The organism is Lysobacter tyrosinilyticus (genome assembly GCF_054779815.1).
The window spans coordinates 553,759-579,148 of sequence record NZ_BAAGXN010000003.1; the positions used below are offsets into that span (position 1 = coordinate 553,759).

Consider the following 25,390-nt stretch of genomic DNA (forward strand, 5'->3'; position numbering starts at 1 on the left):
AAAAGGGCGTGGCTTGGTACGAATGGAATGGATGCGTCAGTGCGCTTCCGGCAGCAGCTGGACCCGGTCGAGTGCCCAGAACGGACCGTGGCGATCGCGGGTGAAGCGCAGGCATAAGTCGTGCCTTCCGGCGGCGGCAGCGATAGGCACGTCGATCACGGCGACGCTCGCGTTGCGGCGGGCGTTGCCCATGCTCGCGGTGCCGATGGATTGACCCTGGCAGCCGTCGAGCCTCACTTCGATCTCGCCTGCACGCGTCGATTGTCTGCTCAGCTGGCCAGGAACCGGATCGGTGCCGAATTGGAAGTTGAAAGGCAGATCGACGGCATCGACGCGCAATGCGCTCGCGCCAGTCAAATCAACCTGCGTCCAGATCACGCACGGATCGGTGATGTCGACCGGCACCACGGCGCGCTGGTCGCCGGTCGGCTCGTCGTCCTCCAGGCGCAGCACCAGCCCCTTGGAGCAAGTCTGCAGCTGCTCGGCATAAGCGGTCCGCAGAACTTGTGCAGTCACGTCCTGCTTGCGTTCGCCGGCCAGCGCACGTCCATCGAAGAAGGCATTTGCACGTACCGTTGCCTGCAGAGCGACCGCGAGCGGACGCTCGTAGCGCGGAGATTCTGCCGTCGGGGCGCTGCCATCGAGCGTGTAACGAAGCTCGCCAAACCCGACCTGGTTGCTGAGTCCGACAGTCGCATGCTCCGCATCCGCCGGCTGGATGTCGAAGCGAACGGCGAACGCGCTATCGGCCGCAGCGATGCCAGCCGCGCGATAGCGTTGCATTTGCGGCGCGAGCCGCTGCAGGAAGCTGTCCCAGTTACGACCTTCGCGCGGTGACCAAGCGATCTCGGCCAACGCCGCCAGACGCGGGAACGCCATGTGCTCGACACGCGGCTCGGTTCGCACGTGTTCAGTCCACAGATTGGCCTGCGTGCCGAGTACGTGCACCGCCTCTTCCGTACTCAGTTCGCCCGGAATGGGCTCGAAGTCGTAAACCGCCCGCAGCGGTGTCGGATAGTCGTGGCTCGGGGGCTCGTCGATGCCATCGCCCTGCATGCGATTGAAATAGGTGAGATTGCTCGGCGATAGCACCACGTCGTGGCCCTGCTTCGCCGCTTCGACCGCGCCTTTGATGCCGCGCCACGACATCACCGTCGCTTCCGGAGGCAGGCCGCCTTCGAGGATTTCGTCCCAGCCGATCAGCTTGCGTCCCCTGGAGACGATGAAGCGTTCGATGCGCTTGATGAACCAGCTCTGCAGTGCCTGCTCGTCCGCCAAACCCAATGCACGCCGCTGCGCCTGGACCCGCGGCGAAGCCGTCCACTGCGCTTTCACCGCCTCGTCGCCGCCGATATGGATGTAGGTACCCGGGAATACCGCCATCACTTCGCCAAGCACGTTTTCGAGAAACGCGAAGGTGGCGTCGTCCGTGTTGTACAGGTACGGATGCACGCCCCAATCCGCCGATACGACCGGCGCCTTGCCGGTCACCCCGAATTGCGGATACGCGGCGATCGCCGCCTGCGCATGGCCCGGCAGCTCGATCTCCGGCACCACGGTGATATGGCGCTGCGCGGCGTATGCGACGACCTCACGCGCCTGCGCCTGGGTGTAGTAGCCGCCATAGCGCACCGGCTTGCCGCGGGCATCACGCCCCGCCTTGCCCGCGGGAATGCGCCATGAACCGACATCCGTCAGTCTCGGATAGCGTTTGATTTCCAGGCGCCAACCCTGGTCGTCGGTGAGGTGCCAATGGAAGACATTGAGCTTGGCCTGCGCCATCTGGTCGAGGAGACGCTTGATCTCGTCGACGCTTTGCATATGGCGGGCCGAATCGAGCATGAAGCCACGCCAGGTAAAGCGCGGAGCGTCTTCGATGCGGGTGGCCGGAACGGACACTGGAAGTCCGTTGCCGCCATCCGCGGTCATCAGCTGCCACAACGTGATGCCGCCGTAGAACAACCCGGCACTCGAGCGCGCCCGCACCTGGGCGCCGGTAGGCGTGACCGACACGGCATAGGCTTCGTCACCTGCGGGTGCCGAGGCATCGGTAATGAAGCGAATACGCGTCCCCGCGCTGCTACCTGGGGACTCGGTGATCTTCAGTGTGGTCCCGCGACTGCTCCCGATCAGCCCGACGAAATAATCCGCCGCATTGCGCGCACCGAGGTCCCCACTGGGCACGACTACTTGCGCATCGGCCTTCAGCGCCAATGCACCGCGTGCCGGCGTCACCTTCGCAGGCAACGGAATCACCGGGGCAGGCGTTGAAGCGGAAACGGACGAGGCGGCGGTCGCAAGCAGCATCAATGCCAGCGCGGGACGCAACAGATCGGCGAAAGCACGAGACATCGTGAAGCGATCTCCAGATGCGAGAATAGGCGGAGCCAAGCGCATGCAGTTCATGCGAGCTGCACCTCGACGCCACGCTTGCGGAAGGCAGCGACCAGCTCCCGCGGCGCCTTGCGATCAGTGACGATGCAATGCACCGCCTCCAACGGGGCGATGCGCGAGAAACTGCGTCGGCCAAACTTGCTGGCGTCGGCAAGCACTATGGTTTCGCGCGCGACTTCGACCATGCGGCTGTTGAGTTGGGCCTCGGTCGGATCGGCGGTGGTGACGCCGAGCTCGGGATCGACGGCGTCGGCACCAAGGAACAGCCGGTCGGCGACGATTCGCGACAGGGTCAGCTCCGCATCCGGCCCCACCATCGAATACGACAGCGGGCGCAATACGCCCCCCAGCATCAGCACCCGGATGTGCGAAGGGCCGTCGACGAGTTCGGTCGCAATGTTGAGCGCGTTGGTCACCACGGTGAGCGAACGCAGGGGGAGCTGTCCGAGCAGGCGGGCGATCTCGAACGTCGTACTGCCCGAGTCGAGGATGATGGTCTCGCCGTCGCGGATCATCGCGGCCGCGACCCGTGCGATGTCGACCTTCTCGTCGTGATAGCGCGCCCGCTTGACGCTGAGCGGAGCCTCGGTGATCGGGGTTTCACGGCTGGCCACCGGTAGCGCGCCGCCGTGGGAACGTTCCAGGGCGCCGCTTTCCTCCAGCGCCTGCAGGTCGGCACGCAGGGTCACGGTGGACACACCGAATTCGTGCGCCATTTCGTTGACCGTCGCGCTGCCGCGCTCGTTGATCCAGGCAACGATGCGACGCCGACGATCTTCCCCCAATAGCTTTGAGGAAACTGATTTCCTGCGTGTCGGCGCTTTCGTCATCGTGCGTAGCTGCCCCAGATTCGAATGCCCGGCCCCCTGCAGCGTCGACGCTTGACCCCCGCGCAGCGCTTGCCTTAGCCTTCGTTTGCTTTCGTTTGTTTTCGCATTTCAATCCGCGACTGTCAACGCCCTGCCGGCCGACCCGGGTCGAGGGCGCCCACCGGCCACTCATTCGAGAGAGAAGCAGCGTGACGAAGGGGAACAACTCCGCGCGTCGCCGCGTGCAATACGCGGCGCTGACCCTTGCCTTGGCTCTGTCCTGCATGCACGCCGCTGCAGCCCCTATCGTCGCTAGCGACGTACTGGTCCCGATGCCTGCATCGGTGCAGCCCCTGCAAGGGAACTACGTACCCGCACCGGACATCACCCTGGGCATCTCCGGCGCGCGCGGCGCGCAGCTACGCGAATTGAAGGAGCTGACCACGAATGTTCTGCGCGAGGCCTGGGATGCCAAAGTGTCCGCGGCGGGCGCCGGCAAGTCTGCCGATGTGCGACTGACTCTGGTGAAGACACAGCAGGCGAATCCGGAGTCGTACACGCTGCAGATCGACTCCCGTGGAATCTCGATCGAAGCGGCTTCGGCGACCGGCCTCTTCTACGGCCTGCAGACGCTGCGCCAACTTGCAGTTCCGGGTACCTCGAGCGACGGCATTGCTGCGGTGCGCATCGAGGACGTACCCCGCTTCCACTACCGCGGCCTGCATCTCGACGTCGCGCGGCACATGGTTCCGGTCGCGGACATCAAGCGTCAGCTCGACCTGATGGCACGCTACAAGTTCAACGTCTTCCACTGGCATCTCACCGACGACCAGGGCTGGCGACTGGAGATCAAGCGCTATCCGCGCCTCACTGAAATCGGTGCGAATCGCAAGGAAACCGTAAAGGGCCACTACAGCGACACCTACGTCGGCGACGGCCAGCCCTACGGCGGTTACTACACGCAGCAGCAGGTGCGCGAAGTCGTCGCGTACGCCAGGCAGCGCCACATCGAAGTCATTCCGGAAATAGACATCCCGGGTCACACCGTTGCGGCACTCGCCGCCTACCCGGAGTTGGCTTGCACGCCCGGGCCGTTCGAAGTGCGCACGACCTGGGGCATCGACGACAACATCCTGTGCCCGAGCGAGCAGAGCTTCGCCTTCGTGCAGAATGTGCTGGGCGAAGTGATGGCGCTGTTCCCGTCGAAGTACCTGCATCTGGGCGGCGATGAAGCACCGACCACCCGCTGGGAACAAAGCCCGCTGGCGCAGTCGATCATCCAGCGCGAAAAGCTGGCGAACGAGCATGCATTGCAAGGCTGGTTCCTGCGTCGTATCGAAGCCTTCGTGAATGCCAAAGGCCGCCGCATCATCGGCTGGGACGAGATCCTCGATGGCGCCCCCTCGCCCACCGCGACCGTGATGTCCTGGCGGGGTATGGCCGGTGGAATCGAAGCGGCGCAGCGCGGCCACGACGTGATCATGTCGCCGACCGACTACGCCTATTTCGATTACTGCCAGGGCGATCCGGCACGTGAGCCGATCTGCATAGGCGGCAATCTTCCGCTGTCGCGCGTGTACGAGTTCGAACCGGTACCGGCCACACTCACGCCGGAACAGGCGCGCCACATCCTCGGCGGGCAGGCCAATGTCTGGACCGAATATCTGAAGACGCCCGACGACGTCGAATACATGCTCTGGCCGCGGGCGCTGGCGATGACGGAAGTGCTGTGGTCGCCGCAGGCAGCGCGCGATTGGGCGGGCTTCGAGCGCCGCCTGCCGGCACAACTCGCGACGCTGGATCGCTTCGATGTGAATTACCGCGTGCCCGGTGTCGAAGGTTTGGAGACCGATGTGCTCAGCCTACACGACAGCGCGTCCCTGCAGCTGCACAGCGCCCTGCCCGGCGCCGTGATCCGCTATACGCTGGATGGCAGCGAACCCAGTGCCCAGTCACCGCGCTACGAGGGCCCCATCCAGCTGCCCCTGACCGATGTCGGCACCGTCATCAGCGCACGCGCCTTCACGACCAGCGGACGAACCAGTCCCGTGGCCAGCGCGCGCTATCGGCGTGCGCAACTGCAATCACCGGCCGTGGTTGCCGAGAAGAAGTTGCAACCCGGCCTGCGTCAGCGCTATGTCGAAGGCGATGTCGCCGATATCGCGGGCTTGGAAGCGCAAGCGATCGCACGCGAAGACATCGCCACCGATGTCGGCATCCCAGCGAATGCGCGCGAACTCTCATTCGGCTTGCTCTTCGATGGCTATCTGCGCGTACCGCAGGACGGCATCTACCGCTTCACGCTGCGCTCGGACGACGGCAGCGTGCTGCGCATCGGCGATGAAGTCGTCGTTGATCGCGATGGGCCGCGATCGCCCGGCGACACCGCTGGCAGCGTGGCACTGGCGGCCGGACTGCATCCGGTAGCGCTGCGTTACTTCCAGGGCGGCGGCGGTCGTGCACTGCGTCTTACCTATTCGTTCAATGGACAGGCGGCGACCGAAGTCCCTGCTGCTTGGTGGAGCCATACCCGATGACGGTGTTCGAAAACACCCGTATGTTCGCCGAAGCCGCGCAGTCGCCTTCGGTCATTTCCGCCCAACTGCGCGCCAATGACGATGTACTGGCGCGGCTCGCCGACGACCTGCGGCGCAACCCGCCGGCTTTCGTCGTTACCGCGGCGCGCGGCAGTTCCGATCATGCGGCCACGTTCGGCAAGTACCTGATCGAAACCCGCCTCGGCCTGGTCACCGCCTCGGCTTCGCCTTCGGTGCACTCGATCTACGCCGCCGAGCCGCGTCTTGCCGGCGCGTTGTACCTGGCCATCTCGCAATCCGGCGCCAGCCCCGACCTGCTGCGAAATGTCGAAGCCGCCAAGCGTGCCGGTGCGCGAGTCGTCGCGCTGGTTAACGTGGAGGATTCGCCGCTGGCGGCGCTTGCCGACACTGTCGTGCCGCTGCGTGCCGGCGCCGAAACCAGCGTCGCGGCGACCAAGAGTTATCTGTGCACGTTGTCGGCGCTGCTGCATCTGGTCGCGCATTGCGACGAGGATCCGGCGCTGCTGTCGGCAGCACGTGCGTTGCCGGACATGCTGAGCAACGCGTGGGCGCTCGACTGGTCGCCGCTGGTCCATGGCTTGAAGGACGCCCGCAACCTGTTCGTCGTCGGGCGCGGCCTGGGTCTTGGCGCTGCGCAGGAAGCGGCGCTCAAGCTCAAGGAGACCTGCGGTCTGCATGCCGAAGCCTTCAGCGCCGCGGAAGTGCGGCACGGCCCAATGGCGCTGGTGGGTCCGGAGTTTCCGGTGCTCGTCTTCGCACAACAGGACGGCTCGTTCGCCGGCACGGTCGAACTGGCCGACGAGTTCCGCAACCGCGGCGCCCACGTGTGGCTCGCCGCCGAAGGCACGGATTGGCCGGACGCGCTGCCGGTCGCGTCGGTGCCGCATCCTGCCTGTGCGCCACTGGCCACGGTGCTCAGTTTCTACCGCGCGGCCAATGCGCTCTCGCTGGCCCGCGGTTACGATCCCGATCGTCCTCCGCATTTGAACAAGGTCACCCGCACGCTATGACCCAAGCCCTGCTCAATGCACGCGTGCTGCTCGACGACGGTTTCACGGATGATCGCGCCGTGCTGGTCGAAGCCGGCCGGATCCAGGCCATCGTGTCCACTGATGACCCGCGCGTTGCCGAGGCCAAGCAAGTCGATCTCGCGGGCGGCTTCCTGTTGCCCGGCTTTATCGATTGCCAGGTCAATGGCGGTGGCGGTGTGCTGTTCAACGATGCACCGACCGTCGACACCATCGCCACGATCGGTGCGGCGCACCGGCGCTACGGCACCACTGGCTTCCTCCCCACGCTGATCAGCGACGACTTCGAGGTCATGCGCGCCGCCATCGCGGCCGTAGATGCGGCGATCGAACAAGGCGTGCCGGGCGTGATCGGCATTCATCTGGAAGGCCCGTTCCTGGCACCGGAGCGCCACGGCGCGCATGACGCCGGCAAGTTCGTCATTCCGGACGAAGCCGCGATCGAACTTGCCGCCTCGCTGCGTCATGGCCGCACCCTGCTGACGCTCGCACCGGATCGCGTCTCGCCTGAGGCGATCCGCGCATTGGTCGCACGCGGCGTAGTCGTCTGCGCGGGCCACACCGCAGCCACCTACGAGCAGACCCGCGCAGCGCTGGATGCCGGCGTCACCGGCTTCACCCATCTCTACAACGCGATGACGCCCTTGACCGGGCGCGCGCCCGGCGTGGTCGGCGCGGCGCTCGAAGATGCGAACAGCTGGTGCGGGATCATCGTCGACAACTTCCACGCGCACCCGGCGAGTTTCCGCGTTGCACTCGCGGCCAAGCCGCGCGGCAAGGTGTTCCTGGTCACCGATGCGATGCCGCCGGTAGGTGCCGCATCGCCGGAATTCTCGCTCTACGGACAGGCAATCACGGTGGAGAACGGGCGCTGCGTGAATGCCGCGGGCTCGCTCGCGGGTTCGGCACTCGACATGACCAGCGCGGTGCGCAACACCGTGCAGTCGCTGGGCCTTCCGCTGGACGAAGCCGCACGCATGGCGGCGACGTACCCCGCGCAGTTCCTCGGCCTACCCGATCGCGGTCGGATTGCGGCGGGACAGCGGGCCGATTTCGTCGTACTCGATCCGGATCTGGCATTGAAGCGAGTGATCATCGGCGGAGTTTCCGCATGAGTGCGGCCGAACGCTGGTTTCGTGCCCTCGCACTCACCGGCTTCGGCCTCCTCGCCAGCAATGCCCAGGCGGCGCCGGTTTCGCACAATCTGGGCGGCGCCTGGCAGTTCCGGCTCGCACCCGGAAACGCAGAAGCCGCTTCGCACGCCGAGACTACGCAATGGCGGGCGGCGACAGTGCCGGGCACGGTCCACACCGATCTGCTCGCGAACAAGCTGATCGTCGATCCCTATGTCGGTGCGCCCGAATCCGGCCTGCAGTGGATCGGTCTGGGCGATTGGGAATACCAGCGCCACTTCGACGCCGACGAACAGACCCTGCGCAATCCGCGCACCGACCTCGTCTTCGACGGGCTCGATACCTTCGCCGAGATCTGGCTCAACGGCGAACGTCTACTGTCCGCCAATAACGCGTTCCGCACCTGGCGGGTGCCGGTCCAGGGCAGGTTGCGAGCGCACGGCAACACGCTGCGGGTGGTCTTCCGTTCGCCGATCAGTACGCTGCTGCCGAAGGTGCAGGCGATGCCGCATCGCATCGCCGGCAATTACCCCTCGCCCTACGGCGACGAGCCGAAGGACGTGCTCACCGCCAACTTCGCGCGCAAGCCCGGTTATCACTACGGTTGGGATTGGGGGCCGCGTTACGTGACGGCCGGCGTGTGGAAGCCGGTGCGGCTGGAAAGCTGGGATGACGCGCGTATCGACGATTTTCATGTCGCGCAGACGCACGTGGATGCCGAAGCGGCGGAGCTGCAGGCGGAGGTTCGCGTCGATGCGGTGCGTAGTGGCACGGCCATGGTGCGTATCGGTTACGTCACGCCTTCCGGAAAGCGCATCGATGCGGCGAGCGAAACGGTCGAACTGACCGCCGGCTCCAACGACATCACCGTCCCGCTGCATATCGCGAAGCCGCAGCGCTGGTTCCCTGTGGGTTACGGCCCACAGGCGCTGTATCGCTTCACGGTGAAGGTCGAGGCGAACCACAAAACTCTGGCCACCGCGGAAAAGCGCACCGGCCTGCGCAGCGTCGAACTGCGCCGCGATCGCGATGCGAGCGGCCAGGGCATGGCCTTCGTCATCAACGGCATTCCCGTTTTCGCCAAGGGCGCCAACGTGATCCCGTTCGACGCCTTCGCGCCGCGCGTGGACACTGCCCGCATCCGCCAGGTCCTCACCGCCGCACGCGACGCCAACATGAACATGGTGCGCAACTGGGGCGGCGGTTACTACGAAAGCGACGCCTACTTCGACATCGCCGACGAACTGGGCCTGCTGGTATGGCAGGACTTCATGTTCGGCGGCGGCATGCAGCCCGCCTACGACGCCGACTTCCGCGCCAACGTCATTGCCGAAGCCCACGACCAGGTACGTCGCCTGCGCGACCACCCCAGCCTCGTGATCTGGAATGGCAACAACGAGGAAGAGACCGCGTGGAAGGATTGGGGCCAAGGCAAGGAACTGACGGCAGCCGATCCCGCCTTCGCGGCGCAGGTGTGGAATGGCTACGTGCAGTTGTTCGGCACCGATCTGCGTGAGGTCGTGGCGAAGGAAGGCGGTGGCGTTCCGTACTGGTCGAGTTCGCCCAGCAACGATCTGGCTGCGAAAGCCAACGATCCCAACAACGGCGACATGCACTACTGGGACGTCTGGGTCGGGCGCAAACCGGTCGAGGCCTACATGGACGTGCAGCCGCGCTTCGCTTCGGAATACGGACTGCAGGCGTGGCCGGGCATGGACACCGTGCGCGCCTTCGCCGGTGATGGCGTACTCCCCATCGACGATCCGTTGATCGTCGCGCACCAGAAATTCCTCGCCGGTAAGGGCAACGAGCGTGTGCTCGAGTACATCCGCATGCGCTTCGGTGGTGCGAACTTCGACGGCCGCTATTTCGACGATTTCGTTTACCTCAGCCAGGTCATGCAGGCCCAGGGCATCGAAATCGCCGGCCTGCACCACCGCGCCAGCCGGCCGCACACGATGGGCACGATGTACTGGCAGCTCAACGATGTGTGGCCGGGCGCGTCTTGGTCGAGCGTCGATTACTTCGGACGCTGGAAGGCGCTGCAGTACCACGCGAAGCGATTCTTCGCGCCGGTGGCGATCGCCGCGCTGCGCAAGGATGGGGTCACCACCGTAACGGCCTTGAATGATCGCACCACCGTGCTGCAAGGCGAACTCCGTCTGCGCGTGCTCGACATCGTCGATGGCACGGTCCTGCGCGACGAGCGTCGTCCGCTCGCGCTGGCAGCACTGGCTGCGACCCAAGTCGAAGCATCGGCGGATGCCAGCCTGCTCGGAGCGGCCGACCCCACGCGAACGATCGCGGTCTACGACCTGGCCGTCCCGGGCGAGCCCGGCTCGCGCGGCGTCGTCTACTTCGCCCAACCCGGCGCGCTGCACCTGCCGGCCCCGGGGCTGACGGCCACCCTGCGCCCCGAGGGCGACTATTTCCGCCTGGAGCTTGCCGCCGACCGGTTCGCGTGCGAAATTTGGATCGATCTAAATGGTGTCGAAGCGCAGATCGAGGACAACGCCCTGACCCTGCTCCCCGGCGAACGCCGGTCGCTGCGGGTGACGTCGAAGACCTCTCTGGACGCCCTGCGGAAGGCGCTGCATGTGCGCTCGCTGCAGGATGCCCTCGCGCCCGTCGCCGTTCCCGCACCGCTGACCCGGACCGACCAAGGCAGACCATGACGACGACCGCACCGCCCGCCCCGGACTTCCGCAGTCCGGCCTTCCTGCGCGACCACGTGCGCCGGACGATGGCCTTCTATCACCCGCGCTGCATCGACGCGGCCGGCGGCTTCTTCCACTACTTCCGCGACGACGGCAGCGTCTACGACGCCAGCCATCGCCATCTGGTCAGCAGCACGCGCTTCGTCTTCAACTACAGCACCGCGGCCAACGAATTCGGCAAGGACGACGCGAGGCTGCGCGCCGAATACCTCGACGCCGCGCGCCACGGCCTGCGCTACCTGCGCGACAAGCACCGCGATCCGGTCTCCGGCGGCTACTTCTGGACGCTGCGCGACGGCGAGCCCGAAGACACCACCCAGCACTGCTACGGCGCCGCCTTCGTGCTGCTCGCCTACTCCATCGCCGTGAGCGCAGGCATCGACGAAGCGCGCGCATGGATGGATGAAACCTGGAACCTGCTTGAGCAGCGCTACTGGGAACCGGAGTTCGGCCTGTACCGAGATGAAGCCACGCGCGACTGGCAGTTCTCCGGCTATCGCGGCCAGAACGCCAACATGCACATGTGCGAAGCCATGCTCGCCGCGTACGAAGCGAGCGGTGAAACGCGCTACCTGCAACGTGCGCTGCAGCTGGCCGACAACATGACCCGTCGCCAGGCCGCGCAATGCGATGGACTGGTGTGGGAACACTACGACCGCAACTGGCAAGCCGACACCGACTACCACCGCGACGATCCCAAGCATCTGTTCCGACCGTGGGGCTTCCAACCCGGTCACCAGACCGAGTGGTCGAAGCTGCTGCTGATCATCGACGGCCACCTTCGCGCGGCCGGTACGCCCGCAGACTGGCTGGTGCCGCGTGCGAAGGAATTGTTCGATCGCGCCGTCGTCGCTTCGTGGGACGAAGAGTTTGGCGGCCTGGTGTACGGCTTCGCGCCCGAGAAGCTGCGCAAGGACATCGACGGCCCGGCGCTACCCGACGGCATCAACTTCGTCTGCGATGACGACAAGTACTTCTGGGTGCAGGCCGAATCGCTCGCCACCGCCGCTCGCCTGGCCATCGCCACCGACGATGCGAATTACTGGCGCTGGTACGACCGCCTGTGGAATTACGCGTGGCAGCACATGATTGATCACCAGTACGGCGCGTGGTTCCGCATCCTCGATCGCAAGAACCACAAGTACAGCGACGAGAAGAGCCCGGCCGGGAAGGTCGACTATCACACCATGGGCGCGTGCCATGACGTGCTGCGGGTGCTGCGCGCGCAGGAGGTGACAGCATGAAGTCGCTGCGTAACGCGAGCTTCGCCCTCTCGCTTTCCCTGACACTGCTGGTTGGCGCCTGCGCCGACAACGGCAAGGCACCGGTCGCCACCGAAGCCAAGCCGGCGCCCGCCGCCACTTCGACCGCGCCGGCCACGGTCGATGAAGCCGCCAGCGCCAAGCTCGCCGCGCAGGTCCGCGCCGAAGCCCAGCATGCCTGGCAGGGCTATCGCACCTACGCCTGGGGCCATGACGACCTCGCACCACTGAGCAAGGGCTACCACGACTGGTACAGCGAATCGCTGCTGATGACACCGGTCGATGCACTCGACACCCTGACGATGCTTGGCCTCGACAAGGAGGCGAACGAAGCACGCGAACTGATCGCCACCAAGCTGTCCTTCGACAAGGACATCTACGTCAAGCACTTCGAGATCACCATCCGCCTGCTCGGCGGGTTGCTCTCGGGCTATCAGCTCACCGGCGACAAGCGACTGCTCGCGCTCGCCGACGATCTGGGCACGCGCATGCTGCCGGCATTCAATTCGCCGACCGGGCTGCCGTGGGTCGACATCAACCTGCGCACCGGCAAGACCCGCGGCAAGATCAGCAACCCGGCCGAGACCGGCACCCTGCTGCTCGAATACGGCACCCTCGCCCGCCTCACCGGCAAGCAGATCTACTACGACAAAGCCAAGCGCGCACTGGTGGAAACCTACAAGCGCAGCTCCGAAGTCGGCCTGGTCGGCGATGCCATCGACGTCACCACCGGCAAGTGGACCGGCACTACCGCGCACGTCGGCGGCGGCATCGATTCGTACTACGAGTACCTGTGGAAGTGCTGGAAACTGTTCGATGACCGCGACTGCCTGGACATGTGGAATGCCAGCATCGGCCCGATGAACAAGTACCTCGCCGACGAAGTCGACGGCGGGCTGTGGTACGGCCATGCCGACCTGCACACCGGCAAGCGCACGCGCACGCAGTACGGTGCGCTCGACGCGTTCCTGCCCGGCCTGCTCGCCTATTCGGGCGACATCAAGCGTGCCGCGCGCCTGCAGGATTCCGGCTTCCGCATGTGGCAGCTGCACGGCATCGAACCCGAGGCACTGGATTACAGCAAGATGGAAGTCGCCAGCGCCGGCTACCCGCTGCGCCCGGAAATCGTCGAATCCGCCTGGTACCTGCACCGCCTCGAAGGCGACCCGCGCTGGCGCGCGATGGGCGCGCAGATGTTCGCCGACTTCGTGCGCCACTGTCGTACCGATGCCGGCTACGCCGCGCTCAAGAGCGTGATCACCAAGCAGCAGGAAGACAGCATGGAGAGCTTCGTGATGGCGGAGACCTTCAAGTACTACTGGCTGCTGTTCGCGCCCAGCGATGCGCTGGATCTCGACAGCGTGGTGCTCAATACCGAAGCGCACCCGCTAAAGAAGGTCGCCGCTGCCAAATAGTCAGCGCGCGACGAACAAGCAAGAGCCCCGCTTCAGGCGGGGCTTTTGCTTCATGCACTTCCTTTCCTTGTGTGCAGGGATCGAAAAGGGGCTGACAGTTGCTAGCGCCGCAGCGATGGCGCCCATCGCAAGGGAACGCCGAAGAAGCCTTGGAACGGTGGTGCCGCCGCCGTCTCCGGTGCATGCAGTTCGGCCACCAACAGTGCCGTAGCCGCGTCGGGCAACCCGTTCTCGGCAGAAGCGTCCGCCGCGCGTCGCGCCGGAACGAGGAACCGGCGTTCGCCGGTCAACTGATAGCGTCGCAGCAGCGCGAAACCTCGCATCAACGGCGACTTGGGCAACCTGGCCGACAAGGCGAGCGCCCGGTAGCGCTCATCGGCGAATACATCGTGCGCCAGCGCCCATAGCTGTACACCGCCCCGTCTGTCACGAGCCAAGGCTTCCAGGCTTGGCGCGAGCGCGGGCGGCATCGGCACGCGATCGGTCCTGGCCAACGCAAGCGTGGCCAGCACATACGACGGATCGGCCAAGGATCGTCCCGATGCCGAATGCGGCTCGGCAGGCAACAGATGCTCGACGGCTTCCGTGCTCCACGCGATCAGCCCTGCGACTTCCGTGCAGTGCGCCGATGCTCCTTGGAGAATTCGCGACGCCGCGAGCAACGCCAGCTGCAATCCATCGCCAATGTCATCGGCACCTGCAAGGAACGCGGTTATCGCCCTGCCTTCGGCACGAACGTCCGAGCGCGCCTGCGCCAGCGCGGCACTCACCACGCAGGTGTCCCAGCCTCGAGTCGCGCGTGCGGCCAGCAAGTCGGCCGCTGCGAGCAATTCCGCATCATCCATGGCCAGAGCGGCACGCAGGGCAAACCAGGCCTGGTCGCGACGGAAGCGTTCGATCGGCTCCAGGCTGCGCACGCTCTCGACGGCCGCTGCGAACGCCTGTTCGGGCGCGCCAGGTGGCGGTGAAGAAGGACGCCAGCGCTGATCGGTGGCATCACTCCTGGCGAATGCGTGCGCCATCTCGCCGACGTCCGCGAAGCGCCGATCGGGCTCGTTGGCCAACGCGCGACGCAGCACCTGTTCGACCGCCGGCCACGCGGGAACTCCCCGCGCCGCGAACGGTAGCGGTGGCCGTTCGGCGATGCGGCCCAGCAGGTCGTCGCGTACGGCGGAGGAATCGATCGGATGCAGTCCGGTCAGAAGGAGGTAGGCCAATGTCGCAATCGCGAACTGCTCCGACGCCGGAGTAGCCGCCGGCGTGAGCGCGCCGTCCAGCAATGCCCGGGCCATCTGGGGATCGTGGAATTGCGGAATGCCGGTGCGGGTGATGTCGGTGTCCGAGGACACGTCGGCGATCGCACGCGCATGCCCGAAATCGAGGATGACGATACGGCCGTCGTCGCGAACCAGGCAGTTGCCGGGATGGATGTCGCCGTGCAGCACGCCGCACCCGTGCAGTCGGCCATAGGCTTGCAGCAAGTGGGTCACCAGCGCATGCAGGCGTGGCCTGTCGCGCGCGGCGCGAAGCGTCTGCGCCGCAACACCGATCGAGACACCGCTGCACCACTCCATGGCCAGGAAGGCACGACCGGCATGGACGCCGTGTGCGTGCAATGCTGGGCTGTCGCGACCATCAAGCCGCCGTAGCATCTGCGCCTCATGGACCAGAACCGCGTGGATATCCAACCGGTCATCGCGGGCGATCTTCAGCGCCACTGTCTGCCCGTCGGCAGCACGCGCACGGAAGACTTCCGAATCGTCCAGCGAACGCACGGACGCCTCGATCTCGAAGCCCGCGAATTCTTGTCCCGCCACCAGGCTCGGTTCGGGCACGGCGGCTTCCGGTGCGTCTTCCGGCACCAGGAAGCGAGCCTCGACCAGCGTGGCCAATGCATCGAATGCCACGTCGAGCAATGCCTGCGGGTCTTCACCCTGGGCCTGGGAAAAGCGCAGGACCGCGTCGGTCAACCGGCTGGGTTCGCGGAACTCGCCGAGCAGTTCGGCCAGCGCCGGCGGGATCAGTCGCGTGGCAACGCGAAAGCCCTGCCGTGTGACGACGGCCTGGCCTTCGGCTTGTGCTCCGATGCGGGAGCGCGCGCGCGCCGACAGTTCGGACACCGGCAGCACCTTGGCATCCGGCGGCAGGATGAAGCGCGTATTTGCGACGTCAAGCGCGATCGCACTCATGCAGGCACCGGCTCGGCGAACGCAACGGGATCCGCCTGCCAGCGCGTGGTGTCGATGCCGGCCGCACACAAGTCATCGAGCACCGCGGCCACGATGTTGGCCGGCGCAGTCTGACGCCTCGCAATCAAGGCGCTGGCGAGACGTGCCGTAACCCACGAGCGCCAGCTGGAAGCCACATTTCCCAGCGGTGGATCGACGCCACTGGACAGCAGTCCGTCACCGCCAAGTTCGTAAGTGAATGGCACACCCTGGACCGGACAACCACGCAATTGTCGCTTCAGCACCTGCGCGACCTCGGACATCTGGTCCGGCTCATCGAAATAGGCAATGAGCTTGTCCGGCCGCAGCAGTCCTTCGATCCCGCGCCCGACTTTGAACGAACGCACCTCGGCCTTGATGAACGCGTCGACGATGTGCGCGAAGGCATCCGGCAGTGCGGCGGGCCGCGGACTGACATAGAGCTTGCAGGCTGCAGCCCATTGCACCGGCTGCCCAGCGCGCGCGAAGGAGTACCAGCCCGCTATCGAACTCGCCTCGTAGGCCGCTTCCAGGCGCAAGCGCGTGGCGCCACCGCGCGACAGGCCGAGCACCGCCAAGGGTTCGTCATCGGGGCCAAAGTCACGCTCATGCGCTGGTGCACGCGGCAGGCTGCCGAAGCGGTACAGCCACCGCGCCAGCGCGGCCGGTTCGGACGGGCCGGCGCTGGCCGCCATCTGCACGGCGGCCAGCGACAGCCGGGCGATCCGCCCAGTCACACAACGTGAGGCCATCAGCCGGGCAAGCTCTCTAATGCACCTTGGAGCTGCTTGCGAAGCACGGGCGCTTCTTCGTTGCGCGGAGCCTGGGCGGCAGCGGCCCTATCGATGTATGCCACCGCCTGTGCCAGCTGCTGCTTCAGCCGTGGCAGCTCGGTGACACGGTGCACGATGTAGCCCTCGTGCACGACCGGCGTGAGCGTCGGCGGAATATGCTCCAGCGACGTGCCGCAATCAGGTCCGTCCGCCGGCATGCCCACCGAGGAGCCCAGCGCCGAATAGGCAGCGCTTGCCACTACCGCCGCGCCGATGTCATGGATCGCATTGCGGATGATCGGATTGCCTTCGGTACCACCAGCCACGAAGGCGCGGGCCACTTCGTCGAACTGCCTGGTTTTCACCGCTTCGATGGTTGCACCACGCACCGCTTCGATCAGTCCAATGTGAACAAGCACGCTGGCGATCGGAGAAATCGGCGACGGAGGTGTTTCATCGTCAGGGCCGGGCATCCACGTACCACCGCGGGTTCCACCGCCGATGCTCACAGCCAGGTCCTTGATCAGGAAGTCCTTGCGCGTAAATCCTTTTCTCTTGTCCATACATCCTCCTTCGTGGGAGCCGGCCCGTCGTGGCGGGACACTCGCCGAACCGCGCGGCCAGCTTTGCTGCGTGAATTCGTCGCGTCCGGTGGATGGACTGCACCGACACAAACAAATGGACGCAAAACGCCGCAGTCGATCGGTCAGTCGTTGACGCCCCGGCGTGTTGAGCATCGGTGCCGCGCGCACGTATGCAGTACCGGTGGGGCATCGTTGTCATGCACCGCCGTCCCGGAGGGACCTAAAGGGCACAGGTTGATGCGAGTACTGGTGCCAACGTGAATGACGGTATCCGCATTGCAGCGCAGCGGACCGAGGCTCCACTGGCCCATTTTTCGTCGTTCAAAGGGAAACCGGCACCGAACGAGGCGAATTACCGCGAGGCCCGCCCGGGCGTCCGGGCGGCAACCATCCAGCATGCCGCGGTGAGCCGGACTTCGCTTCCGATCACGAAGGGCTCGAAAGCGGCCCGCACCGTCTCGATGACCCGCGTCCGCAATGGTTCATCGGTCTGCTGAAGCGTCAGGCCCACCGGGCCAAGCCGGCTCACATAGGACACCAGTTGGCTTTCGGGAAACGAGCAGATCACATCGATCGGCTGCACGTCGATCTGCGCCCAGCCAGCTTCATCCAACAGACCGCACACGCGATCGCGGTCCGCGAAAGCGAACTGCCCCGGCCCACCTGGCTGACGCGCGGGAAGGTTAGGCAGCAGCGGCGCGGCGGCGCGCTCGGCGGTCGTCATGAAGGGGTTTTCCGCTGCGCTGCGCCAGACAATGCAGCGCAGCTCCGCCCCCTCGCTCGCGGCCTGCCGCAGATTGGCGAAGGCACGCACGGAATCGTCGAAGAACATGACCCCGAAGCGCGACACGATCATGTCGAAAGCCGCCGGTGCAAACGCGTGTGTCTGCGCGTCGTCGCAGGTGAAAGTGGCCGTTGAGCCTTCGTGCTCGGCCCGGTTCCGGGCCATCGCGATCATCGGCTCCGAAATATCGACGCCGGTGCAATGCCCCCTCGCGCCAAGCTTCCGCGCTATGGCGAGCGTAGTGCTTCCGGTCCCGCAGCCTACATCGAGCACCCGCTTGGCGGATGCGGCAGATACCGCTTCGACCAATCGCTGCTCGAACGGGGTAAACAGCAGGTCGAGCAATTCCTGCCGATCGACCCAGGCATGCCCAGCGGGGCCATTCCACAGATTGCCCTGCTCATCAAAAGCCGGTTTTGCGGCCATGAGGTGTCTCCCTTTCGCTTGTCTTGTAGATCCGGGAAGCGCACTGTGCAACTTCAAGTCGACTTGAGGTCAAGCGGATGAGGGAACTGGACATCGCCGAGGTCGCGCAACGCTCCGGCATCGCCGCCTCGACGCTGCGGTTCTACGAGGAAAAAGGGCTGATCAGCTCCATCGGCAGGCGCGGCCTGCGCCGGGTCTTCGATCCGGAAGTGCTGGAACGGCTCGCCATGATCGCGCTGGGACGCTCCGCAGGCTTTTCGCTCGATGAGATCGCACGCATGTTCGCGGACGGGCAGCCGCGCATCGACCGGAAGCTGCTCGTAGCCAAGGCGGAAGAACTGGACAAGACGATCCGCAAACTCGGCGCGATGCGCGACGGCCTGCTCCACGCCGCGGCATGTCGTGCACCGAGCCATATGGAATGCCCTACCTTCCGCCGCATCCTGAAAGCATCCGCCCACGGTGCGATCGGCGAGCGTGGAAAGACGCAACCGCAACGACGAGCCGGCCTGGCGAAGCTGGCAAACGCGGGAGGCAAGCGATGACGCAGTGGATCACGGCCCTGATGGGCGGCGTGCTGATCGGTCTGGCAGCGACCCTGCTGCTCTGGCTCAACGGGCGGGTTGCCGGAATCAGCGGAATCTTCGGCGGTGTGTTGCTGCCAAAGCCACACGACACCGCCTGGCGCGCAGCATTCCTGATCGGGCTGATCATCGCTGCGGGGCTCTACATCGCCTTCATGCCTGACGCGCCTCAACTCCGGACCGACTTCTCCCGCGCGGGACTCGTACTCGCCGGCCTGCTCGTCGGCTTCGGCACGCGCATGGGCAGCGGCTGCACCAGCGGCCACGGCGTGTGCGGGCTCGGGCGGTTGTCGCTGCGCTCGCTCGTTGCCGTTGTGACGTTCATGGCGACTGCAATCGTTACCACCTTCCTCATCCGCCACGTCTGGAGCTGAGATGAAGCGCTATGCGATTGCCGCGCTCGCTGCGGGCGCCCTCTTCGGACTCGGTCTCGCGATGTCGGGCATGACCGACGCGCGCCGCGTGCTGGGCTTCCTCGATTTGTTCGGCGCCTTCGATCCGACGCTGCTGTTCGTGCTTGCGGGCGCCGTGGCTACCACCATGCTGCTGTTCCGCATCGTCCTGCGTCGCGGAAGCCCGGTGCTGGCGGAAACGTTCCAGGTTTCCAGCCTGCGCCATATTGATCGGCAACTGCTGGGCGGCGCGGCGCTGTTCGGCATCGGCTGGGGCATCGCCGGCTACTGTCCGGGTCCGGCGCTGGCCGGGCTCGGGGTCGGCTCGGTAGAGGCGTTGTGGTTCGTGCCCGCGATGGCCGGCGGCATGCTGCTGCATCGAGCAGTCGCGCGCCGGTAATGCATCACTCTTGAGTGGCGCTGGGCGAACGCAAGACAATTGCGTCTCAGGCGGCGGATGCGCGTCGAGCCGGCCAGTCCTGGTATTCGGAAAGCACCTCGGGACCATGACTTCAGTCATAGACAAAATGGTCTAGACAAGAAAGTCTAGATGTCCTACGGTAGGCCATCGCCACGATTCGCGACTGCCGATGCCAATCAAACCCGCCAAGCCCCCCAAGCCGACCGCTGCCGAGCTCGACCTGCTGCGCGTCATCTGGCGCCTGGGGCCGTCGACCGTAAAGGACGTCCACGCCGAACGTCAGCGCGAACGTTCCGACGTCACCTACGCCACCGTGCTGCGCCTGATGCAGGTGATGCACGGCAAGGGACTGCTGAGCCGCGACGAGAGCCAGCGCTCGCATGTATACGCCGCTGCGCATGCCCAGGATGCGCTGCAGACCAACCTGCTCCGCGATCTGATCCAGAAGGCCTTCGCCGGCTCCGGCAAGGATCTGGTGCTCGCTGCATTGAGCAGCCATGTCACCGACAAAGAGCGCGACGAGATCAAGCGTTTCCTCAAGGAGGACCACGATGACTGAGTTCCCCGCGACCCTCATGACCGCGCTCGGTCATGCGCTTTTGCATTTCCTGTGGCAAGGCGTGCTGATTGGTTCGCTAGCCGCGCTGGCGCTGCAGGCGTTGCGTGCTGCTCGACCGCAGGTCCGCTACGCGGCTGCCTGCTTCGCCCTGCTTGCCTGCGTGCTCGCTCCGCTTGGGACCTTCATCGTGCAACTCGCGGCGGCATCGCCCGAACCGCTCTTCGGTGCAGCGCACGCCGCGCCGTTGGTAATCGCTGCACCGCAGGCGCATGGCGCGTTGTTCGGCTTCGTGCCAGCGTCAGAGAAATACAACGCCTACCTGCCCTGGATCGTTGCGCTTTGGGCCGCCGGAGCAAGCGTCATGTCGCTGCGGATTGCGATGGGCTTGGTGTGGATCCAGCGCCTTCGCAACACACCGCAAGGCGAACTGCAGGCAACGTGGCAGTCGCGCCTGGATGCGATAGCCGTGCACTTCGGCTTGAGCCGCGGTGTCGCACTTCGCCTGGTCGACAACCTCGACACACCTGTCTCGGCGGGCTGGTGGCGCCCGGTCGTACTGCTGCCGGTGGGGCTGCTCACCCGCATGCCGACGGACCTGATCGAAGCCCTGCTCGCTCACGAGCTAGCCCACATCCGTCGCCACGACTATCTGGTCAACCTGCTGCAGAACGCGGTCGAAGCGCTGCTCTTCTACCACCCGGTCACGTGGTGGCTGTCGCGCCGCATCCGCGCCGAACGCGAACAGATCGCCGACCAGCTTGCCGCCGAAGTCGTCTGCGCACCGCGCCGGCTTGCCGTCGCGCTGTACGAACTCTCCGAAATTCCCCGCACCCACCCCACCCTGCACCTTGCGCAAGCCGCGCGCGGAGGCCAACTCATGTCCCGTATCGAACAACTGATTCGCCCTACCCGTCGCGCCCACCCCAGCGCCCGCATCGTGTTCCCGCTGCTAGGCCTGGCCGCGGCGTGCATCGCTACCTTCACCTATGCGCAAACCACGCGTCCGCAGCAGCAGACGGTGGCTGCCGCCGCCAGCGTCAAGCAACCGGTGGTCAAGGAGGCCGTGAAGCAGCACGTGCATCTGAGCAAGCCTCAGCACGAGTCTTTCGCCTATGTGCCTACCGATGGCGACAGCATCATGCTGTGGGGCTCGACCGACGATCTTCCGGCGATCAAGGCCGCGAAGCACTACGCACCAGGTGACTATCTCTGGGCAAACCGCGGCGGCAAGAACTACGTGGTGACCGATCCGGCCATGCTCACCCGCGCCCGTGAGTCGTGGCGCGAGGCGGAAGCAATCGGTCAGCAAATGGAAGCACTCAGCGGCCAGATGCAGGTGCACAGCAAGAAGATGGAAGCACTGGGCACGCGCATGCAGGAATTGTCGCCGGAACACGAGTTGTCTGCGGAAAGTCAGGCAGCGCAGCGCGCAGCGGTCGATCTGGCTCGCCAGCAAGCGGCCCTCGCGCGCCAGCAGCTGGATCTCGCGGGGCAGCAACTCGACGCGCAGAACGACACCGAACAGCAGCAACGCCTCTCGCGTGAACAGGACGCGCTCTCGGCGAAGCAGGACGCGCTGGCAAGCCAGCAGGATCGCCATGCCGCGATTCTGGAAGCGGAAGCCAAGCGTCTCGAAGCCAGCACCGCGCCGATGGAAGCCCTATCCAAGGAAATGGAGAGCGCCAGCAAACCGCTGGAAGCGCTGGGCAAGCAGATGGAAGCCCTGGGCGCGAAACATGAAAAGGTCACGGAGCAGGCCGAACGCGAACTAAGTGCGCTGGTTAGCGAAGCGCTGGCGAAAGGGTTGGCCAAGCCAGCGCCGGTGGTTGCGCCGACGCGGTAGTCGCGCACTTCGCTTCCCGATCAAAGCGAGCGCCCGGAATCCACGATGTGGTGCCGGGCGTTTTGCTGTTTGTCTGCCAAACCAGGGAGCGCTGATACATAAGCATCGTCATCCCGGCGAACGCCGGGATCCAGCTCTTCGTCATGTATCAAAGGCTGGATCCCGGCGTTCGCCGGAATGACGATGTTGTTCGACGTTCCCTATTGAGCGAGCAATGCCGTTTCCATGCATTCGCTCCAACGCCGATAACGCACCAGCAGCGCCGGATCATGTCGCGGCTCGAACCGCTGTTCCGGCAACTGCGCCCAACTAGCCGGGCGCCCGGCGAGAAGAAAAGCGCTGCCGCGCGCCGAGGCTTCGCATTGCCCCGGCCGGCGCACGGGCAGACCGCTCAGGTTGCTCAGGCACTGGCACAGCCGGTCCGAATGCGAAAGCCCCCCGCTGATCAGCACGTAGGCGCACGGCTCGCCGATGTCCTGGAGCAAGCCGAGGTTGCGCTGGATCAGGAACACGATGCTTTCGGCAACCGCGATGAGTTGCTGCTGTGTCGTTGCCTCGTCGATGAAGCGCGATTCGAAGCCCGGACGCCAGTCGGGTGAGCCGAGTCCGCCGATGCCGTTCAAGAACAGGGTTTCGCCCACAACGCCGTCCACCCACTGTTCCTCGAGTGTCGCGGCGATATCGGCAATGCCGTGTCGCTGCGCAAACCATGCGAGCGCGGAACCGGCCCCGTTGACTGTGCCTTCAAACACGTACTGCGGTGCTTCGCTCCAATGGATCACGCTGCGGAGCAGTCTCGCTGGTGGTAATGCCTGCGAGGCCAGGCGATAGACGAAGGCGCCGGTGCCGACATTGAGATAGGCCGCTTCAGCGCGCGGTTCGCCGTAGGCAAACGCTGCCGTCGACTGATCGCCGCTGAGCAGGCGCATGGGCAAACGCAACGAAGGCATGCCCTCAAGCGTGATGACCAGATCTCCGAACGCGGCATCGCTGCGCGCGATATCGGGTAGCCAACGCCGATCGATGCCGAAACGTTCCAGCAACTCGCGATTCCAGTCACCGCGCGTCAGATCGAACAGCAGGGTGCGCGAAGCGTTAGCCGGATCGACCAGGCGGGGCCGCTGCTCCAGCAACCGGAAAGCGAGGAAGGCCGCCAGCGACCCGATGATCAGGCGTCCGCTTCCGGCCGCCTGCTTCACCGCCTCGAGGTGATCCAGGCACCAGCGGATCTTGCTGAGGCCGAAATGCGCATTCGGGTACAGACCGCTCGTGGCACGGATCGCTTCGACATCCAGCGCCCGGTCGGCCAGCCATTGCGCCGCGCGGGTGTCCTGCCAGCTGAGGATCGGCGACAAGGCGATACCGCTATCGCGGTCCCAGCAGACCAGACTGGAACGTTGGCAACTCAGGCCACAGGCTTGAACCCGCCCGCGTTGCTCCGCATCGAGTTGCATCACGGCCGCTTCGGCCACCTGCCGTAGCGAATCGACGACCGCATCCGGATCCTGCTCGACCCATCCGGGCTGCGGCCGATGATCCGCGACTTCGACCCGTGCCGATGCCAGCTCATGGCCTTCGCCATCGAACACCAGCGCGCGGCTGGCGCTGCCTCCCTGATCAAGCGCGAGTGACAACGGGCTCCGATCCATGGGGATATGGTGCACTACGTCACGCCGCCTGGCGCATCAATTGCACCGATAGCGACAAGCGCGCTTGTGGCCAAAATAAGCCCTTGCTAACGTCCGGCCACCTCAGTTCGTCGCAACCCATGAGCAGCAATCTTTCGGACCCCGAATACGTACTCCGTGGCGTGACCGGCGCCGTCTTCGGCCGCAGCTATCACCTGCTGGCGCCGACCATGGTCGGGCGGGCGCCGGAGTGCGACATCGTTCTCGACAATCGTGGCATCTCGCGACAGCACGCGAAGCTGCGGCCGCTTGATTATGGGATCGAAGTCGAGGATCTGAAGTCCACCAATGGCAGCTTCCTCAATGGGCAGCGGATCACGCTGGCCGTTGCCCGGGTAGGCGATGAGATCGCGTTCGACGAGCTGCGCTTCCGCATTGGCGCGCTGCCCCGCTCGGCAACGGACGGTGCGGGTCAGGCTTCGCGACGGAATGCGACGGGCTCGTCCAAATGGCCGTGGGTAGTGGCTGCACTGGTAGCGGTCGGCGTGCTGGTGGCTTTTGCCGCAGGCTGGTTCCGCTAGGCGCACCACGGTTGAGCTGAGAGAACGGCGCGGCGACGAACCGCGGCTAAGATGCCGGGACCTGTTCTTGGCAGCCGACTCCCTTGAACGCATCCGCCGATCACGGCCGGGAAGCAAGGCTCCTGTTGCTGGGGCGTGGGATTCGCGCGTTCGTCGACGGCTACGTCGCGGTGTTGCTGCCGGCCTACCTGCTGGGTCTGGGCCTGGAAATCGTGCACGTAGGCCTGCTTAGTACGGCGACGTTGCTGGGTTCCGCATTGATGACTCTGCTGGTGGGCACGTGGGGCCATCGCTTGCATGGCGCGTACCTGCTGCGGATCGCGGCCATCCTGATGGGGCTGACCGGCCTGGCCTTTGCCCTGCTTTCGGATTTCTGGCCGTTGCTCGTCGTCGCCTTTGTCGGGACTCTGAATCCGAGTTCGGGCGACGTGAGCGTTTTCCTGCCGCTCGAACATGCGCGCCTGGCGCATGCCGCCGAAGGTGAGCAACGAACACGGTTGTTCGCCCGTTACAGCCTGATAGGTGCCCTTTGCGCGGCCGTAGGCTCGCTGGTTGCGGCACTTCCGGAGCAGCTGGGCAAATCTGGCATCGATATGCTCGCGGCGATGCGCTTCATGTTCGGTGCGTATGCCTGTGCCGGCGTTGTCATCTGGCTGCTTTACCGTAAGTTGCCGGGTCCGGATCAGGTAGTGAGTCAACCTTCAGCGGCTCTGGGCAAATCGCGACCCATCGTCGTGAAGCTGGCGATGCTGTTTTCCGTGGACGCATTCGCCGGCGGCCTGCTGGTGCAGTCACTGCTCGCCTTGTGGCTGTTCAAGCGCTTCGATCTGTCACTGGCTGCGGCTGGCAGCTTTTTCTTCTGGGCGGGCCTGCTGACGGCGCTGTCGCAACTTGCGGCACCTTGGATTGCCCGCCGCATCGGCCTGCTCAACACCATGGTGTTCACGCACATACCATCGAGCCTGGCACTGATCGGGGCCGCGTTCGCCCCGACGCTGGAAATCGCGCTGGGATTGCTGTTGCTGCGCTCGTTGTTGTCGCAGATGGATGTTCCGACGCGCTCGGCCTATGTCATGTCCGTGGTTTCCCCGCCGGAACGCGTGGCCGCCGCGGGGTTCACACTGGTGCCTCGCAGCCTGGCCGCGGCGCTGAGTCCGTCCTTGAGCGGGGCCATGCTCGCCGCGGGCTATCTCGTGGCGCCACTGTTGTTGTGTGGGACGTTGAAGATCGCCTACGACCTGGCTTTGCTCGCCGTGTTTCGGCGGGTCAAACCCGTCGACTGAAGCTGGCGG

The 25,390-nt window shown here is 65.5% G+C and carries 20 protein-coding genes; 13 read left to right on the top strand and 7 right to left on the bottom strand.

Translation table 11 applies throughout. From position 1 onward, the window contains the following. Positions 1-36 precede the first annotated feature (36 nt). Both ACYVGK_RS09190 and ACYVGK_RS09195 read right to left on the bottom strand, forming a co-directional pair. Positions 37-2,352, bottom strand: a complete 2,316-nt coding sequence (locus ACYVGK_RS09190; protein ID WP_460733059.1) for a family 20 glycosylhydrolase — start codon at positions 2,350-2,352, stop codon at positions 37-39. Positions 2,353-2,402: 50 nt separating this feature from the next. Then, positions 2,403-3,179 carry a DeoR/GlpR family DNA-binding transcription regulator gene (locus tag ACYVGK_RS09195; RefSeq protein ID WP_460733060.1) on the bottom strand — a complete coding sequence of 259 codons (777 nt, stop codon included), beginning with the start codon at positions 3,177-3,179 and terminating at the stop codon, positions 2,403-2,405. 233 nt (positions 3,180-3,412) lie between these two features. Here ACYVGK_RS09195 and ACYVGK_RS09200 point away from each other — a divergent pair, with 233 nt between their 5' ends. Genes ACYVGK_RS09200 through ACYVGK_RS09225 form a run of 6 tightly spaced genes read left to right on the top strand, consistent with a single transcriptional unit; the run spans position 3,413 to position 13,316 of the window. Further along, the gene (locus tag ACYVGK_RS09200) at positions 3,413-5,740 is read left to right on the top strand and encodes a family 20 glycosylhydrolase (protein WP_460733061.1); all 2,328 of its coding nucleotides are present in this window, start codon (positions 3,413-3,415) and stop codon (positions 5,738-5,740) included. Further along, positions 5,737-6,771, top strand: a complete 1,035-nt coding sequence (locus tag ACYVGK_RS09205; protein WP_460733062.1) for an SIS domain-containing protein — start codon at positions 5,737-5,739, stop codon at positions 6,769-6,771. The genes ACYVGK_RS09200 and ACYVGK_RS09205 overlap by 4 nt, the downstream gene beginning before the upstream one ends. Beyond that, a complete protein-coding gene (nagA, locus tag ACYVGK_RS09210) occupies positions 6,768-7,904 on the top strand; it encodes an N-acetylglucosamine-6-phosphate deacetylase (protein ID WP_460733063.1) in 1,137 nt (378 codons plus the stop codon). Before ACYVGK_RS09205 ends, nagA begins: the two co-directional genes overlap by 4 nt. After that, positions 7,901-10,597: a beta-mannosidase gene (locus ACYVGK_RS09215; RefSeq protein WP_460733064.1), complete on the top strand. Its 2,697-nt coding sequence runs from the start codon at positions 7,901-7,903 to the stop codon at positions 10,595-10,597. Before nagA ends, ACYVGK_RS09215 begins: the two co-directional genes overlap by 4 nt. Then, entirely contained in the window at positions 10,594-11,883 is a 1,290-nt protein-coding gene (locus ACYVGK_RS09220; RefSeq protein WP_460733065.1) for an AGE family epimerase/isomerase, read from the top strand. The genes ACYVGK_RS09215 and ACYVGK_RS09220 overlap by 4 nt, the downstream gene beginning before the upstream one ends. Continuing rightward, on the top strand, positions 11,880-13,316 hold the full coding sequence (locus ACYVGK_RS09225; protein WP_460733066.1) for a glycoside hydrolase family 47 protein: 1,437 nt from the start codon (positions 11,880-11,882) through the stop codon (positions 13,314-13,316). Before ACYVGK_RS09220 ends, ACYVGK_RS09225 begins: the two co-directional genes overlap by 4 nt. 101 nt (positions 13,317-13,417) lie before the next feature. Here the strand turns inward: ACYVGK_RS09225 and ACYVGK_RS09230 are convergent, their stop codons facing one another. The 4 genes from ACYVGK_RS09230 to ACYVGK_RS09245 all read right to left on the bottom strand — a co-directional run bounded on the left by ACYVGK_RS09230 (position 13,418) and on the right by ACYVGK_RS09245 (position 18,090). Beyond that, the gene (locus ACYVGK_RS09230; protein ID WP_460733067.1) at positions 13,418-15,505 is read right to left on the bottom strand and encodes an AarF/UbiB family protein; all 2,088 of its coding nucleotides are present in this window, start codon (positions 15,503-15,505) and stop codon (positions 13,418-13,420) included. Then, on the bottom strand, positions 15,502-16,275 hold the full coding sequence (locus ACYVGK_RS09235; protein WP_460733068.1) for a hypothetical protein: 774 nt from the start codon (positions 16,273-16,275) through the stop codon (positions 15,502-15,504). The genes ACYVGK_RS09230 and ACYVGK_RS09235 overlap by 4 nt, the downstream gene beginning before the upstream one ends. Further along, on the bottom strand, positions 16,275-16,859 hold the full coding sequence (locus tag ACYVGK_RS09240) for a hypothetical protein (RefSeq protein WP_460733069.1): 585 nt from the start codon (positions 16,857-16,859) through the stop codon (positions 16,275-16,277). Before ACYVGK_RS09240 ends, ACYVGK_RS09235 begins: the two co-directional genes overlap by 1 nt. Before the next feature lie 373 nt (positions 16,860-17,232). Then, a complete protein-coding gene (locus ACYVGK_RS09245) occupies positions 17,233-18,090 on the bottom strand; it encodes a class I SAM-dependent methyltransferase (protein ID WP_460733070.1) in 858 nt (285 codons plus the stop codon). A gap of 77 nt (positions 18,091-18,167) precedes the next feature. Here ACYVGK_RS09245 and ACYVGK_RS09250 point away from each other — a divergent pair, with 77 nt between their 5' ends. The 5 genes from ACYVGK_RS09250 (at position 18,168) to ACYVGK_RS09270 (ending at position 21,889) form a co-directional block, all read left to right on the top strand. Beyond that, complete coding sequence (locus ACYVGK_RS09250) at positions 18,168-18,635, top strand: helix-turn-helix domain-containing protein (RefSeq protein ID WP_460733071.1); 468 nt, start codon at positions 18,168-18,170, stop codon at positions 18,633-18,635. After that, entirely contained in the window at positions 18,632-19,048 is a 417-nt protein-coding gene (locus tag ACYVGK_RS09255; RefSeq protein WP_460733072.1) for a YeeE/YedE family protein, read from the top strand. The genes ACYVGK_RS09250 and ACYVGK_RS09255 overlap by 4 nt, the downstream gene beginning before the upstream one ends. Position 19,049: 1 nt before the next feature. Further along, the gene (locus tag ACYVGK_RS09260) at positions 19,050-19,466 is read left to right on the top strand and encodes a DUF6691 family protein (RefSeq protein ID WP_460733073.1); all 417 of its coding nucleotides are present in this window, start codon (positions 19,050-19,052) and stop codon (positions 19,464-19,466) included. Positions 19,467-19,656: 190 nt separating this feature from the next. Then, on the top strand, positions 19,657-20,046 hold the full coding sequence (locus ACYVGK_RS09265; protein WP_460733074.1) for a BlaI/MecI/CopY family transcriptional regulator: 390 nt from the start codon (positions 19,657-19,659) through the stop codon (positions 20,044-20,046). Continuing rightward, positions 20,039-21,889 carry a M56 family metallopeptidase gene (locus tag ACYVGK_RS09270; protein ID WP_460733075.1) on the top strand — a complete coding sequence of 617 codons (1,851 nt, stop codon included), beginning with the start codon at positions 20,039-20,041 and terminating at the stop codon, positions 21,887-21,889. The genes ACYVGK_RS09265 and ACYVGK_RS09270 overlap by 8 nt, the downstream gene beginning before the upstream one ends. Before the next feature lie 200 nt (positions 21,890-22,089). Here ACYVGK_RS09270 and ACYVGK_RS09275 read toward each other — a convergent pair whose 3' ends face one another. Continuing rightward, positions 22,090-23,538, bottom strand: coding sequence for an FGGY family carbohydrate kinase (locus ACYVGK_RS09275; RefSeq protein WP_460733076.1), 1,449 nt, complete (start codon positions 23,536-23,538; stop codon positions 22,090-22,092). A 119-nt stretch (positions 23,539-23,657) separates the two neighbouring features. On the opposite strand from ACYVGK_RS09275, the gene ACYVGK_RS09280 reads away from it, so the two are divergent. Further along, positions 23,658-24,098 (top strand): FHA domain-containing protein, encoded by a 441-nt coding sequence (locus ACYVGK_RS09280; protein ID WP_460733077.1) that lies wholly within the window; start codon positions 23,658-23,660, stop codon positions 24,096-24,098. Positions 24,099-24,181: 83 nt separating this feature from the next. Beyond that, entirely contained in the window at positions 24,182-25,381 is a 1,200-nt protein-coding gene (locus tag ACYVGK_RS09285) for an MFS transporter (protein ID WP_460733078.1), read from the top strand. Positions 25,382-25,390: the final 9 nt, after the last annotated feature.

What these genes read in the sequence shown, in the direction of transcription:
- ACYVGK_RS09190 (WP_460733059.1), bottom strand. Translation starts at nt 2,352, where the DNA reads ATGTCTCGTGCTTTCGCCGATCTGTTGCGTCCCGCGCTGGCATTGATG.
- ACYVGK_RS09205 (WP_460733062.1), top strand. Translation starts at nt 5,737, where the DNA reads ATGACGGTGTTCGAAAACACCCGTATGTTCGCCGAAGCCGCGCAGTCG.
- nagA (WP_460733063.1), top strand. Translation starts at nt 6,768, where the DNA reads ATGACCCAAGCCCTGCTCAATGCACGCGTGCTGCTCGACGACGGTTTC.
- ACYVGK_RS09215 (WP_460733064.1), top strand. Translation starts at nt 7,901, where the DNA reads ATGAGTGCGGCCGAACGCTGGTTTCGTGCCCTCGCACTCACCGGCTTC.
- ACYVGK_RS09220 (WP_460733065.1), top strand. Translation starts at nt 10,594, where the DNA reads ATGACGACGACCGCACCGCCCGCCCCGGACTTCCGCAGTCCGGCCTTC.
- ACYVGK_RS09225 (WP_460733066.1), top strand. Translation starts at nt 11,880, where the DNA reads ATGAAGTCGCTGCGTAACGCGAGCTTCGCCCTCTCGCTTTCCCTGACA.
- ACYVGK_RS09230 (WP_460733067.1), bottom strand. Translation starts at nt 15,505, where the DNA reads ATGAGTGCGATCGCGCTTGACGTCGCAAATACGCGCTTCATCCTGCCG.
- ACYVGK_RS09235 (WP_460733068.1), bottom strand. Translation starts at nt 16,275, where the DNA reads ATGGCCTCACGTTGTGTGACTGGGCGGATCGCCCGGCTGTCGCTGGCC.
- ACYVGK_RS09240 (WP_460733069.1), bottom strand. Translation starts at nt 16,859, where the DNA reads ATGGACAAGAGAAAAGGATTTACGCGCAAGGACTTCCTGATCAAGGAC.
- ACYVGK_RS09245 (WP_460733070.1), bottom strand. Translation starts at nt 18,090, where the DNA reads ATGGCCGCAAAACCGGCTTTTGATGAGCAGGGCAATCTGTGGAATGGC.
- ACYVGK_RS09250 (WP_460733071.1), top strand. Translation starts at nt 18,168, where the DNA reads ATGAGGGAACTGGACATCGCCGAGGTCGCGCAACGCTCCGGCATCGCC.
- ACYVGK_RS09255 (WP_460733072.1), top strand. Translation starts at nt 18,632, where the DNA reads ATGACGCAGTGGATCACGGCCCTGATGGGCGGCGTGCTGATCGGTCTG.
- ACYVGK_RS09260 (WP_460733073.1), top strand. Translation starts at nt 19,050, where the DNA reads ATGAAGCGCTATGCGATTGCCGCGCTCGCTGCGGGCGCCCTCTTCGGA.
- ACYVGK_RS09265 (WP_460733074.1), top strand. Translation starts at nt 19,657, where the DNA reads ATGCCAATCAAACCCGCCAAGCCCCCCAAGCCGACCGCTGCCGAGCTC.
- ACYVGK_RS09270 (WP_460733075.1), top strand. Translation starts at nt 20,039, where the DNA reads ATGACTGAGTTCCCCGCGACCCTCATGACCGCGCTCGGTCATGCGCTT.
- ACYVGK_RS09275 (WP_460733076.1), bottom strand. Translation starts at nt 23,538, where the DNA reads ATGGATCGGAGCCCGTTGTCACTCGCGCTTGATCAGGGAGGCAGCGCC.
- ACYVGK_RS09280 (WP_460733077.1), top strand. Translation starts at nt 23,658, where the DNA reads ATGAGCAGCAATCTTTCGGACCCCGAATACGTACTCCGTGGCGTGACC.